This is a genomic window from Actinacidiphila guanduensis (genome assembly GCF_900103985.1).
GTDB lineage: Bacteria > Actinomycetota > Actinomycetes > Streptomycetales > Streptomycetaceae > Actinacidiphila > Actinacidiphila guanduensis.
This window is the reverse complement of sequence record NZ_FNIE01000002.1, coordinates 427,520-442,319: the sequence shown is the minus strand read 5'-3', so window position 1 is coordinate 442,319 and position 14,800 is coordinate 427,520. Positions and strand designations below refer to the sequence as shown.

Annotated in this window: 11 protein-coding genes; 6 read left to right on the top strand and 5 right to left on the bottom strand. The window is 73.1% G+C overall.

Annotated elements, in window-relative coordinates; genetic code table 11:
- Positions 1–14 precede the first annotated feature (14 nt).
- Both BLR33_RS05225 and BLR33_RS05220 read right to left on the bottom strand, forming a co-directional pair.
- A complete protein-coding gene (locus BLR33_RS05225; protein WP_093783060.1) occupies positions 15–2,102 on the bottom strand; it encodes a flotillin family protein in 2,088 nt (695 codons plus the stop codon).
- Positions 2,103–2,253: 151 nt separating this feature from the next.
- Positions 2,254–3,036, bottom strand: coding sequence for a hypothetical protein (locus BLR33_RS05220; protein ID WP_245771164.1), 783 nt, complete (start codon positions 3,034–3,036; stop codon positions 2,254–2,256).
- Between the two features lie 668 nt (positions 3,037–3,704).
- Here BLR33_RS05220 and BLR33_RS05215 point away from each other — a divergent pair.
- From BLR33_RS05215 to BLR33_RS05205, 3 genes are all read left to right on the top strand, one after another.
- Entirely contained in the window at positions 3,705–4,889 is a 1,185-nt protein-coding gene (locus tag BLR33_RS05215) for a metallophosphoesterase (RefSeq protein WP_407639635.1), read from the top strand.
- A gap of 160 nt (positions 4,890–5,049) precedes the next feature.
- Positions 5,050–5,586 carry a hypothetical protein gene (locus BLR33_RS05210; RefSeq protein ID WP_093783273.1) on the top strand — a complete coding sequence of 179 codons (537 nt, stop codon included), beginning with the start codon at positions 5,050–5,052 and terminating at the stop codon, positions 5,584–5,586.
- A gap of 190 nt (positions 5,587–5,776) precedes the next feature.
- Positions 5,777–7,048 carry a serine hydrolase domain-containing protein gene (locus BLR33_RS05205; protein ID WP_245771163.1) on the top strand — a complete coding sequence of 424 codons (1,272 nt, stop codon included), beginning with the start codon at positions 5,777–5,779 and terminating at the stop codon, positions 7,046–7,048.
- Positions 7,049–7,116: 68 nt separating this feature from the next.
- On the opposite strand, the gene BLR33_RS05200 is transcribed toward BLR33_RS05205, so the two are convergent.
- Positions 7,117–8,115 carry a helix-turn-helix transcriptional regulator gene (locus BLR33_RS05200; RefSeq protein ID WP_093783057.1) on the bottom strand — a complete coding sequence of 333 codons (999 nt, stop codon included), beginning with the start codon at positions 8,113–8,115 and terminating at the stop codon, positions 7,117–7,119.
- Positions 8,116–8,338: 223 nt separating this feature from the next.
- On the opposite strand from BLR33_RS05200, the gene BLR33_RS05195 reads away from it, so the two are divergent.
- From BLR33_RS05195 to BLR33_RS05185, 3 genes are all read left to right on the top strand, one after another.
- A complete protein-coding gene (locus BLR33_RS05195) occupies positions 8,339–8,818 on the top strand; it encodes a DinB family protein (RefSeq protein WP_245771208.1) in 480 nt (159 codons plus the stop codon).
- Between the two features lie 132 nt (positions 8,819–8,950).
- On the top strand, positions 8,951–9,403 hold the full coding sequence (locus tag BLR33_RS05190; RefSeq protein ID WP_093783055.1) for an SRPBCC domain-containing protein: 453 nt from the start codon (positions 8,951–8,953) through the stop codon (positions 9,401–9,403).
- 2 nt (positions 9,404–9,405) lie between these two features.
- Positions 9,406–9,783: an ArsR/SmtB family transcription factor gene (locus tag BLR33_RS05185; protein ID WP_093783054.1), complete on the top strand. Its 378-nt coding sequence runs from the start codon at positions 9,406–9,408 to the stop codon at positions 9,781–9,783.
- A gap of 154 nt (positions 9,784–9,937) precedes the next feature.
- Here BLR33_RS05185 and BLR33_RS05180 read toward each other — a convergent pair whose 3' ends face one another.
- A complete protein-coding gene (locus BLR33_RS05180) occupies positions 9,938–13,090 on the bottom strand; it encodes a lectin (RefSeq protein WP_245771162.1) in 3,153 nt (1,050 codons plus the stop codon).
- Positions 13,091–13,779: 689 nt separating this feature from the next.
- A complete protein-coding gene (locus BLR33_RS05175; protein ID WP_093783271.1) occupies positions 13,780–14,616 on the bottom strand; it encodes an SAM-dependent methyltransferase in 837 nt (278 codons plus the stop codon).
- Positions 14,617–14,800: the final 184 nt, after the last annotated feature.

Below are 14,800 nucleotides of genomic sequence, written 5' to 3'. Positions count from 1 at the left end.
ACGTCCTTCGCGCGCTACTTCGCCGCGCCCCCGGTGCCGTTGCCGCCCGCGTTCCCCGTACTGCCGGTGCCGGCGGCGCCGTTCACGCCGCCCACCAGCCGGGCCGGGTCCAGCGGCACGGCCCCGTCGGCCGCGCCGCCGCCCAGCAGCTTCAGCAGCAGCGCCAGGTTCCACGGGCCGCCCGCGGCAAGGGACTTCAGCACCTCGGTGGCGTCGTCGGCGAAGCTCTTCTCGCCGCTGAGCCACTGCTCTCCCAGCGCCTTGACCGTCTCCGAGCCCTGCACCGCCCCGTCGAGGGACTTGCCGAAGGACACCGCGCCCACCAGCCGCTCCAGGAACACGCTGTCGCCGCCCACGATGTCGATGTCCGCGCTCTCCAGCCCGGCGGCCAGCACCGCCGCCTGCGCCTCGGCCACCTTGCTCTGCACCTCCAGCGCGGCCAGCCTGACCTCCTTGTCGGCGGCCAGCCGCAGCCGGAACTCCTCGTGGGAGCGCGAGACCTCGTCCAGCGCGGCCATCGCCGCCGCCTTGCGCTCCAGCCCGGCCGCCTCACCGAGCAGCTTCTCCCGGATGCCCGCGGCCTCCGCGTTCGCCTTGCTCTCCGCGACCGCCGCCTCGGCCAGCCCCACCTTCTCGATCGCGACCGCCTTCTCCTTCAGGCCCGCCGCCTCGGCCTCCAGCCGGGCCCGTGCCCCGGCCGCGTCCGCGAGCGCCTGCCGCTCGGCCACCTCGGCCTGCGCCAACCCCGCCGCGCCCGCCAGCGCCCGCTCACCCTCGGCCCGCCGCACATCGGCCGCGGCCGCCAGCTCCGCGCTCTTCTGCCCGGCCTCGGCCAGCACCAGCTGCTCCCTGGCCCGCAGGTGCGCGGACTGCTCGGCGGCCTCGGCCGCCTTGATGTCCTTGACCAGCTGCTCCTGCGCCGCCGCCTCGGCCGCGATCACCACGCTCTGCCGGGTGCGCTCGGCCTCCTGGACCACCCGGACCCGCTTGATCTCCTCCTCCTGCTCGGCGACCGTGCGCTCCACCGCGATCCGCTCGCGCACCACATCGGCCACCCCGCGCCGCTCGATCTCCACCTCCTTCTCCATCCCGGCCCTGGCGAGCTGCACCTCGCGGTCCCGGTTGACGACCTCCAGCAGCCGGTCCTTCTCGATCCGCTCGCTCTCCACCGCGAGCACCCGCTCCCGGTTCTTCCCCGCGACGGCGATCTCCCGCTGCTGGTTCTCCCGCTGCACGCCCAGCAGTTCCTCGGTCCGCAGCAGCGCGCTGTGCGCCTTGAGCCGCTCCTCCTCCTGGACGGTGGCGGTCGCCGCCTCCTCCTGCGCCCGCAGCGTCTCGACGCCCTTGCGCTGCCGGATCTCCGCCTCCTCGCGGCGCCGCTCCAGTTCGAGCACCGCCTCGCGGGCGTCGACGTCCTGGCGGGTGATCTCCATCTGCTCGTTGCGCTGGAAGTCGTTGGTGCGGATGTGCTCCAGCGCGGTCAGCTCGGTGATCTTCCGGATGCCCTGGGCGTCGAGGATGTTCGACGGGTCCAGCTGCGACATCGGCGTCTGCTCCAGGTGGTCGATCGCCGCGTCCTCCAGGTGGTAGCCGTTGAGGTCGGTGCCGATGGCGGCGACGATCCGGTCCCTGAACTCCTCGCGGTGGGTGTAGAGGTCGGCGAAGTCGAGCTGCTTGCCGACGGTCCGCAGCGCCTCGGCGAACTTCGCGCTGAACAGCGTCTGCAGCGTCTCCTGGTGGCTGGCCCGGTCGGTGCCGATGGCCTGGGCGACCTTGATGACGTCCTCGACGGTCTTGTTGACCCGGACGAAGAAGGTGATCTGGATGTCGGCGCGGATGTTGTCCTTGCAGATCATGCCCTCGCGTCCGGTCCTGGCGATCTCGATGGTCTTCACCGAGATGTCCATGACCTCCGCGCGGTGCAGCATCGGCAGGACGAGCGCGCCGGTGAAGGTCACCGTGGCGCCCTTGGGACGGGAGATGATCAGGGCCTCGCCCTGCACCACCTTGCGGAACAGCCGGCCGAAGAGCAGCAGCGTGCCCAGGCCGATGAGCAGGAGGACGGCGAGGAGGACCCCCGCACCGATGGTGACAACGGACATGGCTGTTCCCTTGGAATGAACCGGCCGCGAATGATTGGGGTGTTGGGCGTGTACGGACGAACTGCGGGCCCAAGCGGCGGCGCGACGCTGCGCCGGCCGCCCGGACGGGTGCCGCTATGGGCTCCCCTCCTCGGCCCGGACGGTGCCGGCCTCAGCCGGTCGGCGGCGGGGCGGGCATGACCCGGAAGAACTCGCCCTCGGCGTCGTAGTCGTAGATGAGCGCGAAGGCCCCGGCCCGCAGGGCGTTGCCGACTGCGGCGGCGTCGTCCGGTGTCTGCCGGACCTGCACCACCGCCGAGGAGCCGTCGGCGGCGCGGACCTCGGCCTGCCCGAAGTCGGTCCCGACCCGCCCGGTGCGGATCACGCACTCCAGGCCGACGAAGTCCCGGAGGGAGGGCGGCGGGGGCGGCTCGGGCATCAGCCGCCGCAGCGGCCAGACGAGTACGCGGGCCCCCAGCCAGCCGCCGGCCAGGGCCACCGGCAGCAGCCACCCGGCCCCGTGCCCGAGCCAGGCGCGCCCGGCCAGCGCGGTGAACCACGCGAAGGCGACGACGAGCGAGACGGCGACGGTCAGCGGTACACCGCCCAGGCCGAGGGCGCGCACCAGGCCGGCGCGGACGTGCGGGCCGGGGTGGCCGGGGTGCCCGGCGTACGGTGCGGCGGCGGGGCCGGGCCGTGCGGAGCCGTGGCCGCCGCTGCGGCTGTTCCCGAGGCGGCCCGGGCCGTTCCCGAGGTGGGCCGTACCGTGGCCGCCGTGGCCGCCGCCGTGGCCCGCGTGCGCCGTACCGTGCATGCCGTGCCCGTGCGCGGCAGGCGAGCCGCCGTGGCCGAGGTGCCCGCCGTGGCCGCCGCGGGCGCCGTGCAGGTGCGCTCCCCCGACGAGCACCAGCACCCAGTAGGCCGCCACGACGGCCAGCGCGAAACTGAAGACCACGGTCGGAAAGCCCGTGATCGCCCCCACGAAGCCACGCACTGCGCTCGCCTGCCTCTGCATCCCCCGAACGGCCACGCTCCGTGCGCCGCATGCGTCAGGGTGGCACCGCGCCCGCGCCCGCGCACTGCCTGAACCCGGCAGTCTTCAGGGCCCCTTCACATCCTGGAACACCTCACACCGCACCGGGCTCCTGGCGCGTTTGCGGCGCGGGGAAGGCGCCTTCGGGGCTCCGCACCGCGGGGCCGCGTGCCGGATGATGGGAGGTGATCGACGGGGCAGCGGATGTGAGGGCGGGCGCAGTGGCGGAGAACGAGTCCATCGGGTCGGAGCCGGGGTCCCAACCGGGCGGTTCCCAGGAGAGCGCGGTGGCCGTGGCCCGGCCCGCCGGCGAGGCGGAAGCCGGTGCCGGAGGCCGTGGCGGGAGCGAGGCCGTGACGGCAGCGGAGGCCGCACCCGATGCGGCAGCCGCGTCCGGGAGCGGGGCCGCGCCTGGTGCCCGGGCTCGTGGCGCGAGCGAACCCGCGGCCGCACCCGACGCCGAGGCCGCAGCCGGTGTGGCGACACCCGGGAGCGGGGCGACAGCCGGCGCCCGGACCGGTACCGCGAGCGAACCCGCGTCCGCGAGCGAGGCCGTACCGACACCCGTGCCCGCTGGCGGGAGCGAGGCCGTGCCCGGCGGCTCCGCCGAAAGCGGGCCACCGCGCGGGTCGTTGCGGCGGCGGCTCGGCGGGACCGTGTTCTTCCTCGTGCTCGCGATGCTGTTCGTGCTGCCCTGGTGGACGCTGTTCGGCGCCGGCTGGCCGCTGCCCGTCTTCGTCGCCGGCACCGTGGTCTTCGCGGCCGCGCTCGGCTCCTTCCCGTTCCTGATGGCTGCGGGCCACGGGCGGCGGCGCAGCGACCGCGCGGCCCGGATCGCGGACAGCACGCTCGGCGCGGTCTGGGTGCTCTTCACCTGGTCGGTGCTCGGCAGCGTGGTGCACCTCGTCCTGATGGCGCTCGGGGTCGAGGGCGGCGACCGGGCCGAGGTGATCGCCGTCGCCGTCGCCTCGGTCTCGGCCGTCCTGCTGGCCTGGGGGCACTACGAGGCCATGCGCGTGCCCCGGATACGGCGGCTGGACGTCCGCCTGCCGCGGCTCGGCGCCGGGCTCGACGGGACCCGGGTCGTCGTCCTCACCGACACCCACTACGGGCCGATCGACCGGGCCGGGTGGTCGGCGCGGGTCACGGAGGCCGTGAACGCGCTCGACGCGGACATCGTCGTCCACGCCGGCGACATCGCGGACGGCACCGCGGCACAGCGCCGGGAGCAGTCGGCGCCGCTGGGCCGTATTCAGTCGCGGCTGGCGAAGGTCTACGTCACGGGCAATCACGAGTACTTCAGCGAGGCCCAGGGCTGGCTGGACCGGATGGCGGAACTGGGCTGGGAGCCGCTGCACAACCGCCACGTCGTGGTGGAGCGCGGCGGCGACGCGCTCGTCGTGGCGGGCGTGGACGACGTGACCGCGGAGTCCTCCGGGCTGGCCGGGCACCGCGCGAACCTGCGGGGCGCGCTGGCGGGGGCGGACCCGGACCGGCCGGTGCTGCTCGTCGCGCACCAGCCGAAGTACGTGGCGCAGGCCGCGGCGGCGGGCGTTGACCTGCAGGTTTCCGGGCACACCCACGGCGGTCAGATCTGGCCGTTCCACTTCCTGGTGCGGGTCGACCAGCCCGTCGTGCAGGGCCTGAGCCGGCACGGTGAGCGGACCCTGCTCTACACCAGCCGCGGCACCGGCTTCTGGGGCCCGCCGTTCCGGGTCTTCGCGCCGAGCGAGATCACCGTGCTGACGCTGCGCCCGGGCGCCGAGGGCAGCTGACCGGACGGGCGCGGCAGGGGGGTGGACGGCCGCCCGCATCGGGCCGGCAACAGCGTATCCAGTCCGTCACGTTGAGGCACGGGAGCCCCCCGTGCTCCTCGGCGGCCGTCTACGCTACGAGGACGCCGACCCGCCCGTCGTGCCGTCCGAGGAGGAACCCTTGTCATCGCCTTTCGCCCCCGAACACGCCCCTGTCGGCGATGTCGGCGCGGCACTCATGATGATCGACTCCCGCATCAAGAGCGTCCGTGACGGCAGCACCGGGACCGACCCCGAACAGCAGGCGCTGATCGACCAGTTCATGGCGTCGCTCAGCCCGCAGGAGGCGGGCGACGTGCTGGAGGGCGCCTGCACGCTCGTCTACGTCTTCACCACGTGGCTGCAGAAGGCCCACGAGGAGCACGACAAGGACGTCATCGAGTACGTCGTGCCCAACCTCGTGGCCACCATGAACATGATGCCCCGCAGTGTGCGCCCCGAGGCGATCCCCACCATGGCCGGCCTGGTCGTCTCCGCGGCGCTCGGGCTGAGCCCCAACCTGTGGCGCAAGCAGTACGGGGAGTGGACCGAGAAGGAGATGAACCCGCTGGAGGTCACCGCCTTCCTCCTCGCGGAGCACATCAACCGCATCACCGGCGACCCGGACTTCGCCACCACCATGGTCGCCAAGGCGCTGTCCACCGCGGACGGGGGCTGACGGGCCGAGGGGCCGAACGAGGGGAGCGGGGCCACGGCGCACCGCCAACTGCCGTACGGGCCACGGCTGTTACACGGCTGATGCGACGCGCCTGCAACGCATCACCGGGCCCAGGCGGTCTGAGTTGGTACCCATGGTTCACCCGTGGTCACCTCCGTACCACTCGTCCCCGCAGCTCACCTGGAGTGCCGTGTCCTCTCGTCCCACCGGTGCCAGGCGCCGGTCCCTGCTCGTGGCGGCCGCCGCCGCGGCCCTCGTCTCGACCCTGTTCGCCGCCGGCCCGGCCGGTGCCGCGCCCGCCGCCGCACTGCCCGCGCCCGACTACCAGGGGCTGCGGCAGGCGCTCCAAGGGGTGGTGACGGCCGGATCGCCCGGCGCCTTCGCCCTCGTGAGCGACCGCGGCGGCGCGGGCGGCACCGTCAGCACCGGGACCGGCGACCTCGCCACGCAGCAACCCGTCGATCCCCGGGGCGAGTTCCGCATCGGCAGCATCACCAAGAACTTCGACGCCGTGCTCACCCTGCAACTCGTCGCCAAGCACAAGGTCGACCTCGACGGGCCGGCCGTCGACTACCTGCCCACCGGCGTCCTGCCGGCCGACTCGCCGATCACCGTCCGCGAACTGCTCAGCCACACCAGCGGGTTGTACGACTACACCAACGACCTGCCCGGCATCCTCGTCGGCGACACCGTCACCGGCTTCCAGCAGTTCCGCGACTCCGTCTTCCAGCCGGCCGACCAGATCGCCGACGCCCTCACGCACGGCCTGCAGTTCACCCCCGGCACCCAGTACCAGTACTCGAACACGAACTTCGTGGTGCTCGGCATGATCATCGAGCACGTGACCGCGAAGCCCTTCGCGCAGGTCCTCGACGAGAACATCCTCACGCCCGCGGGCTTGCACGACACCCGCTACGTCGTCCCCCGGACGGGTCTCGGCGGCCCGCACGCCGTCGGCTACCTGACCCAGGACGACCGCACCAAGCCGCTGTTCGACGCCACCGAGCAGACCGCCTCGTGGATCGGGACGGCCGGCGCGGCCATCTCCGACACCGCAGACCTCAACGCGTACTGGCGGGCGCTGACCGGCGGACGGCTGCTGCCGCAGGCGCAGTTGGCGCAGATGGAGACGATGCACCCGGAGAACGCGGCGGGCACCTCCTCGTACGGCCTCGGCATGCGCGAGTACACCCTGTCGTGCGGCACGCAGGTCTACGGCCACGACGGCATCGTGCAGGGCTACCAGACGTACTCCTACACCACGCGCGACGGCTCCCGGCAGGTCACGATCTCGGCGGACGCCTCCAACAACCCCACGGTGTTCGCCGCCGAACGGGCCGCCCTGGACTCGGTGTTCTGCGGCGCCCCGGCGCCGAAGCCGGCCGCCCGCACCGCCTCGGCAGCGGCCGCCCACGTCGCCCGGGAGGAGACGACGGGCGTACCGCCGCTCACCCGTCAGTAGACCCCACCGCACCACACCGAGGGCCCCGACCGCCAAGCGATCGGGGCCCTTCCCGATCGGCGCCCGCCCTATCGCGTGGGCTGCTCCTCCGGTTCCGGTGGTGGGTCCTCCGTCGCGGCGCGGCTGAATCGCGTGGACCACTCGGCGAGGCGTTCGCGCAGCTCAGGGGGGCCGATGACGTGGAAGGGGGCCGACATCGCGCCCAGGGCCATCAAGGGCCAGTTCAGCGAGTCGGACTGCATCAGCAGGCGGCAGTGCCCGTCGTCCAGCTCCTGGATCGTGGCCCACCGGCCGATCCGTTCGCGTACGGCGGCGGCCGGCGCGTCCACCACGGCCTCGACGCGATAGGGGCGCCGCGCGTTCTTCAGGCCGGCGCGGACGAAGGCGGCCGCGTCGGCGGCGGGCAGCTCGCGGGGCCGGAAGCGTGCGCCCGTCCCGCACGGGTCGGCGAGCCGGTCCACCCGGAAGGTGCGCCAGTCGTGCCGCAGCAGGTCGTACGCGACCAGGTACCAGCGGTGGTCGATGCGCACCAGCCGGTACGGCTCGACCTCGCGGGCGCTGCTGCTGCCGTCCGCCGCGGTGTACGAGAAGCCGAGCCGCTCGCCGTCCCGGCAGGTCAGCGCGAGGGTGACGAGGACACCCTGGTCGATGCCGCCGCGCTCGGCGCCCTCCCAGCCGGCCGGCACCGTCATCGCCCGCAGCGCCTCGACCCGGTGCCGCAGCCGTACCGGCATCACCTGCGCCACCTTGGCGAGCACCCGCACGGAGCCCTCGGCGATGCCCTCCACCGCGCCCTCGGCGGCCAGGTGCAGCCCGACGGCGAGCGCGACGGCCTCCTCGTCGTCGATGACCAGCGGCGGCAGCGCGGCGCCCGCGGCCAGCTGGTAGCCGCCGTCCACGCCGCGCTGCGCCCGCACCGGGTAGCCCAGCTCGCGCAGCCGCTCGACGTCCCGGCGCAGCGTGCGGGCCGAGACGCCCAGCCGTTCGGCCAGTTCGGTGCCCGGCCAGAAGCGGTGGGTCTGGAGCAGGGACAGCAGCCGCAGGGTCCGGGTGCTGGTGTTCGCCATACCGTCGACTATTCCGCAGATTCAGGCCGGAAAGTGACCGCAATGGCTCCTAGCGTGGAAGTGAAGGCGGGAGGCCGAGGCGGAGCCCGCCGTACGTGGACGAGCGAAGGAGCAGGTCATGAGCAACGGGACGACGGTTCGGACGGACGGGGCCGAGGGCGCGGCGGTAGACGGTGCCGAGGGCGCGGCGGCGGTGGACGGGGAGCGCGCGGACCTGCTGGCCATGCTCGCCGGGCACCGCCACTTCCTGCGCTTCACCACCCGCGACCTCACCGACGAGCAGGCCCGGCAGCGCACCACCGTCAGCGAGCTCTGTCTCGGCGGGCTGATCAAGCACGTCACCGTCACGGAGCGGGACTGGGCCGCCTTCGCGGTCGAGGGGCCCTCGGCGATGCGCGACGCGGACGCCATGACGGAGGCCGACTGGCAGCGCCGTGCCGACCAGTTCCGGCTGCTGCCCGGCGAGACGCTGGCCGGCGTGCTGGACGCGTACGCCGAACAGGCCGCCCGTACCGACGCGTTGGTGGCCACGGTGCCCGACCTGGGCGCCGCCCACCCGCTCCCGAAAGCCCCGTGGTTCGAGCCGGGCGCCCACTGGTCCGTCCGCCGCGTGGTGATGCACATCATCGCGGAAACCGCCCAGCACGCGGGCCACGCGGACATCATCCGCGAGTCGCTGGACGGGGCGAAGAGCATGGGCTGAGGCGGTACGCCTAGGCGTCGACTCCCGTGCCGCCGGGTGGGGGCGGTCGGAGCTTCAGCGCAACCGAAGGTTGCACATCACCGGACGCCGTACTAACGTGATGTGCAACCGAACGTTGCGGAAGGTGGAGTCATGGAGTACGGAACGCTGGAACGGGATATCCACATCGAGGCGTCGCCCGAGGTGGTCTTCGACGTGGTGAGCAGCCCGGAGCACCTGCGGGAGTGGTGGCCCGACACGCTGGAGGGGACGACGCAGGTCGGGGAAGGGGGACGGTTCGGGTTCGGCACCGGCGAGGGCGTGAAGTGGGTGCGGTTCACCGTGGTCGACGCGGTGCCGCCACGGCTGTTCTCCTTCCGCTGGATGCACGAGGAGGGCGAGACCGCGCAGGAGGGCAACTCCAACCTGGTCGTCTTCGCACTCGAACCCGACGGCACGGGCACCCGCCTCACCGTCACCGAGAGCGGCTTCCGCGAGCAGGGCTGGGCGCAGGCGCAGGTCCTGGCGACCTACGAGGACCACTACTCCGGCTGGGGCCACTTCCTGGAGCGGCTGCAGACGTACGCGGCCAAGGTGGGCGCGTAGCCGTGCCGGTGGACGACGACCTCTGGTCCGCGATAGGCGACCCGACCCGGCGCCGGATGCTGGACCTGCTGCTCACCGAGGGCGGCGGCACCGCCACCAGCCTGAGCGACCACCTCCCGGTGACCCGCCAGGCCGTGGCCAAACACCTCACCGTCCTCGACCGCGTGGGCCTGGTCCGCGCCGAAACGGCCGGCCGCGAACGCAGGTTCAGTGTCGACGAGCCCCAACTGGCCCGCGCGGCGGCCCAACTCGCCGCCGTGGGCTCCGCCTGGGACGCCCGCCTGCGGCGCATCAAGCGCATCGCGGAAACGATCGAACGCGGCAGGACCCCGACCCCGGACAGCGGCACGAACCCCGCGGGCCCCGGCACTTCGGGCTGAGCCCGCAGCCGGGCCGGACCCGAGGCGGCGCACGCGGAGGCGGCAAGGCCCACGCGGAGACCGAACCTCGCGCAGGCACCGGACAAGGACGCGGGCCCCGGCTGGGAGCAGCAGCCGAGGCCCGCGTGTTCGGGGGATGGGGGTCAGGGTGGGGTCAGGAGGGGAGGTGCCATTGCTGGGCGCCTGAGCCGTTGCACGCGTAGAGCTGGAGCTGCGTGCCCTGGGTGGTCGAGGAGTTGGGATCGTCCAGGCACAGGCCCGAGTGGGTGTTGATCAGTTGGGACGCCGTGGTCGCGTGCCACTGCTGCGCGCCCGAGCCGTTGCAGTGGTAGAGCTGCACCAGTGTGCCGTTGGACGTGCCGCTGTTGGAGGCGTCCAGGCAGCTGCCCAGGATGCGCAGCGTGCCGTCGGGGGCCACCGTGAGGTCCTGCGCGCTGGTGCTGTTGCAGGACCAGATCTCGATCGGCGTCCCGTCGTCCGTGGCCGCCGACTTGTCGTCCAGGCACAGGCCCGAGCCGACGCCCGCGGTCACCGCGCCGTGGCGCACCGCGGGTGCCGCGGGGAGCGTCCAGTTCTGCGCCGCCGAGCCGTTGCAGGTGTAGATCTGCAGCTGCGTGCCGTTGGACGTCGAGGCGTTGGGGTCGTCCAGGCACAGGTTCGACTCCGGGTTGACCAGGGAGCCGTTCGCACCGGGCGTCCATTGCTGCGCGCCCGTCCCGTTGCACGTGTAGAGCTGGACCAGAGTGCCGTTGGTGGTACCGCTCTTCACCACGTCCAGGCACTTGCCCAGCGTGCGCAGCGTGCCGTCGGCGGCGACCAGCCAGTCCTGCGCGTACGTGCCGTCGCAGCCCCAGATCTGCACGTGGGTGCCGTCGGCGGTGCCGGAGGTGGCGTCGTCGACGCACAGGGTCTTGTCGACGCCCGAGCTGATCGCGCCGATCCGCGGCGTGGGCGGCGCGTCGGTGTCACCGGCGTACGAGGGCGGGGCCGACGAACTCCCGGTCGCCCACGAAGTGTTCGCGGTGGTGCCGAGCGTGAAGCTCAGCGTGCCGCCCGAGGTGATCGCCGTGGTGGGCGCGTAGGCGTTGTTCCAGGCGGAGCCGTTCCAGCTCGCGGACTGCACGTAAGGGGCGTTGTCGGCGGCGCCGTTGCCGTTGACGGTCAGCGTGCCGCCGCCCGGCAGGGTGACCACGGCCTGGGTGAACAGCGGTGAGCCCAGGGCGAGATCGGAGGTGCCGGGCGTCTCGGGGTACATCCCGAGCGCCGCCCACACGTACCAGGCGCTCATCGCGCCCAGGTCGTCGTTGCCGTCGGCCAGGCCGCCCGGGGTGTTGGACCAGATGGCGTCCTGGATGGCGCGGACGGTGCCCTGCGTCTTGTAGGGCGCGCCCGTGTAGTCGTACTCCCAGGGCAGTTCGATGCTGGGCTCGTTGCCGACCCAGGCGTAGCCGTTGTCGCCGGTGAAGCTGCGCAGCACCGTGTCCAGGTAGTCGTTCATGGCCGCGTTGCCGCCCTTGGCGCGGGCCAGGCCGGCGATGTCGAAGGGGACCATGCCGGTGTAGATCCAGGAGTCGGCCTCGACCATGTCGGTACCGCTGGTGGGGTCGAAGCCGCCGGTCCAGGTGCCGTCGCCGTTGCGGGGCTGGACGAAACCGGAGTCGGGGTCGAGCACGTTGCGCCAGTCCTGCGCCCGTTCGGCGTACGTGCGCTGGTTCGCGGTGTCGCCGAGCGCGCCGGCCAGGGCGGACAGCGCGAAGTCGGCGGTGTCGTACTCCAGCGTGGTCGCCACGGGGCCGTAGAAGTTGCAGCAGCCGTAGGACCCGTCGTGGGGCATGTAGCCGGGCGCGGTGAGGTAGTTCAGGCCCGGGCGGTCGTTGTTGGCCTTGGACGCCTGGGCCGCGAGGTCCTTCAGCGCGGTGGCCGTGTCGAAGTTCCGGGCGCCGAAGGCGTAGTAGTCGGCGATGATGGCGTCGGCGGGGTCGCCCACCATGACGTACGACTCGCCGTTGTCCTCCGACCACTTGGGGAAGACCCCGGTCTGCGCGTAGTCGTCGACCATGGACTGCGCGGTGTCGGAGGCGGCCTGCGGGTCGATCAGCCCCTCCAGTTGGGCCTGGGAGCGGTAGATGTCCCAGCCGGAGTAGTTCGCGTACACCGCCTTGTGGCCGGAGTCGACGGTGTGGGTCTTGCCGTCGAACCCGAAGTACTGGCCGTTGGTGTCACTGATCACGTTCGGGTGCAGCAGCGAGTGGTAGAGCGCGGTGTAGAAGCTCTGCTGCTGGGCGGCGGTGCCGCCGCCGATCTGCACCTTGCCCAACTCGGCGTTCCACGCGTTCTGCGCGGCCGTGCGGGTGGCGTCGAAGTCCCAACCGGTGTTCTCCGCGGCCCGGTTGGCGGTGGCGTTGGCGATCGAGACGTACGAGACGCCGACCTTCGCCTGCACCACCGGGTGGGCGGTGGCGTTGAAGGTGACGTAGCCGTTGCTCGCGGCGGCGTCGGGGCTGACGCTCTTCGCCGCCTTCGGCGAAGAGCCGTGCAGGACAGGCTCGTTGGGCTTCTCGGCGGAGTTCTTCGAGGCGCCCCTGGTGGTGGGCGCCGCCTCGTTCGGCTTCGCGGCGGGCGTGCCGCTGGTGGTGAAGGGCTGGTCGAAGACCATGTCGAAGTAGACGGTGTAGGTGTTGCCCGCGCCGCAGAAGTGGCCGCTGGTCACCTGCCCGCTCACCTCGGTGCTGGACACCACGTTGAACTGCGTCGAACTGTCGCCGTTCTGGCTGCCGTTGAGCTTGAAGACCAGGTTGGCCTGGGTGGTGGAGGGGAAGGTGAAGCGGGCCATGCCGGAGCGGGTGGTCGCGGTCAGCTCCGTGGTCACCTTGTTGTCCAGCGTGACCTTGTAACTGCCCGCGGACGCCGACTCGTTGGCGTGCGCGAAGGAGTCGTTCGCGCCGGTGCTCACCGCGCCCACGGTGGGCAGCACCGGCACGTCGCCGGCCGCGCCGCAGCCGGGCCCGGCGATGTGGGTGAGGCTGAAGCCGGTGATCGAGGAGTCGTTGTACTCGTAGCCGCCGCCGTCCGGACGGGACGGGGTGTCCGGGCTCCACTGCACCATGCCGAACGGGACGTCCGCGCCGGGGAAGTCGTCGGCCTGGTTCGACGTCCCGATGAACGGGTTCACCAGCGTCGCCGGCGCGGTCACCAGCGCGGCCTTCCCGGCCGCCAGGGCGGGCGCGCTCATCCCGGCCACGGCCAGCGCCGCGGCGGCGAGCACACCCGCCGCGGCAGCGCCCGGCGATCTCGACAGTCGTCTCATGGGGTCCTCTCTTGCGGGGTAGGGAGGTACGTTTCCGCGCCGGCTCGCACCGCGGGGCAGTACGGGTGCGGGGCGAGGGCGGGGCTCAAGTGACCGCGTGCGCGGGCTCATTGGGGCGGCGTGACGACCGGGAGGGTTACCGGGTGCGGAGGCGGAACCGCGAGGTGCGGGGCGCGCGAGCGAGAGGCTTACGGGCGTGGGCGTCGGCGCGGCGGCGGCAGCGCGAGTTGCGGACCGCGGACGGGACAAGGGCGTACCCGAGAGCAGCGAAGGCCCCCGGCCGCGAGGCCGTACGGCCGCTCGACGGACCACGGCACCGGAGCAGGCCGAGGAAGGCACACAGCCCGAGCAACGGACAACGTTGTCCGGCCGCACGAGAGCCCGTCCCGGCGGCACACCGGCTCGGCCCCGCCCACGGGCTGCCCGCGCAAGATCGACAACGTTGTCAGGCTGTCGCGGCCGTGAGGCGGGACATGCCCGCCTGGTCCGGATGTGCGCATGGGGGGCTCCTCGGTCAGGAGTGCACACGACGGGACGAAGTGGTGAGAGCGCTCTCGGTGACGTTAGCCAGCAGGCAGGAACACGTCAACGGCGCGGACGCAGCCGGGCCCGTGCCGGCCCGGGCAGCTTCGGGCAGTGTCGGGGCGGCACGGGCCGGGTGGGCGAACGGACGTGCGGAAACAGGACGTTCAGCGCTCGGGCAGTCCCGCGAAGGTCCAGCGGTTCGCGGCGAGGGCGTCGTCCGGCTCGGGGAGCGGGCCGCGGCCGAAGCGGCGGCTGAAGTCGTACGGGGTGCGCACCGCCGTGGTCCAGCCGAGGGCGGCGAGGTCGGCGGCGGAGTCGGGGCGCGGCTCGGGGTCGAAGAGGGCGAGCAGGTCCACGCCGATGCGGTCGCGGGCGGCGGTGTAGACGGGCGAGGTGCGCACCGCCTCGGTCTCGACGCCGAGTTTGGCCTCCCAGGCGAGCGCGCTGCCGGGCGCGCTGTGGTCGTGGACGGTCCGGACGAGGTGGCGTTCGGCGGCCGGCGGCAGGTAGAGCAGCAGGCCCTCGGCGAGCCAGGCAGTGGGGGCGGCGGGGTCGAAGCCGGCCGCGAGCAGGGCGGCGGTCCAGTCCAGCCGCAGGTCGATGGGGATGGTGACGCGGTGGGCGCGGGGCCGGGCGGCCAGCGCGTCCAGGGTGCGCTGCTTGAAGGCGAGGACGCCGGGCCGGTCGAGTTCGTAGACGATGCTGCCGGCCGGCCAGTCGAGCCGGTACGCGCGGGTGTCCAGCCCGGCGCCGAGCAACACGACCTGCCGGGTGCCCGCCTGCGCGCGGCGCAACAGGTGGTCGTCGAACACCCTTGTGCGCAGGGCGAAGTAGCGGCCGAGGCGGCCCCACAGCGGGTCGGCGTCCAGGCCCGGCACGTCCTGCGGGCATACCGGCCAGTGGGCGCGGGCGGGGGCGGCGCGGACGAAGTGGGCGGCGTACTCGTCGCGGGCCAGGGCGTCGGGCCGGCCGGTCTCGATGGCCCGGGCGGCGGCGACCATGAGGGCGGTCAGGCCGACGCCTTCCTCGATGCCGCCCTCTTCGACGGCGCGGTGCGCACGGGGACGTGGCACGGCAGGCGATGCGGCGTACGGCGGCGGGTCCTCGCCCGCGTGTACGCCGCCGTCCAGCACAGAAAGGGGTACCACGGGTACATTCGACCCCTTCGCCCCTTGCGACGCGGCG

What these genes read in the sequence shown, in the direction of transcription:
- BLR33_RS05225 (WP_093783060.1), bottom strand. Translation starts at nt 2,102, where the DNA reads ATGTCCGTTGTCACCATCGGTGCGGGGGTCCTCCTCGCCGTCCTCCTG.
- BLR33_RS05200 (WP_093783057.1), bottom strand. Translation starts at nt 8,115, where the DNA reads ATGGCGAACACCAGCACCCGGACCCTGCGGCTGCTGTCCCTGCTCCAG.
- BLR33_RS05195 (WP_245771208.1), top strand. Translation starts at nt 8,339, where the DNA reads ATGCTCGCCGGGCACCGCCACTTCCTGCGCTTCACCACCCGCGACCTC.
- BLR33_RS05190 (WP_093783055.1), top strand. Translation starts at nt 8,951, where the DNA reads ATGGAGTACGGAACGCTGGAACGGGATATCCACATCGAGGCGTCGCCC.
- BLR33_RS05180 (WP_245771162.1), bottom strand. Translation starts at nt 13,090, where the DNA reads ATGAGACGACTGTCGAGATCGCCGGGCGCTGCCGCGGCGGGTGTGCTC.
- BLR33_RS05175 (WP_093783271.1), bottom strand. Translation starts at nt 14,616, where the DNA reads ATGGTCGCCGCCGCCCGGGCCATCGAGACCGGCCGGCCCGACGCCCTG.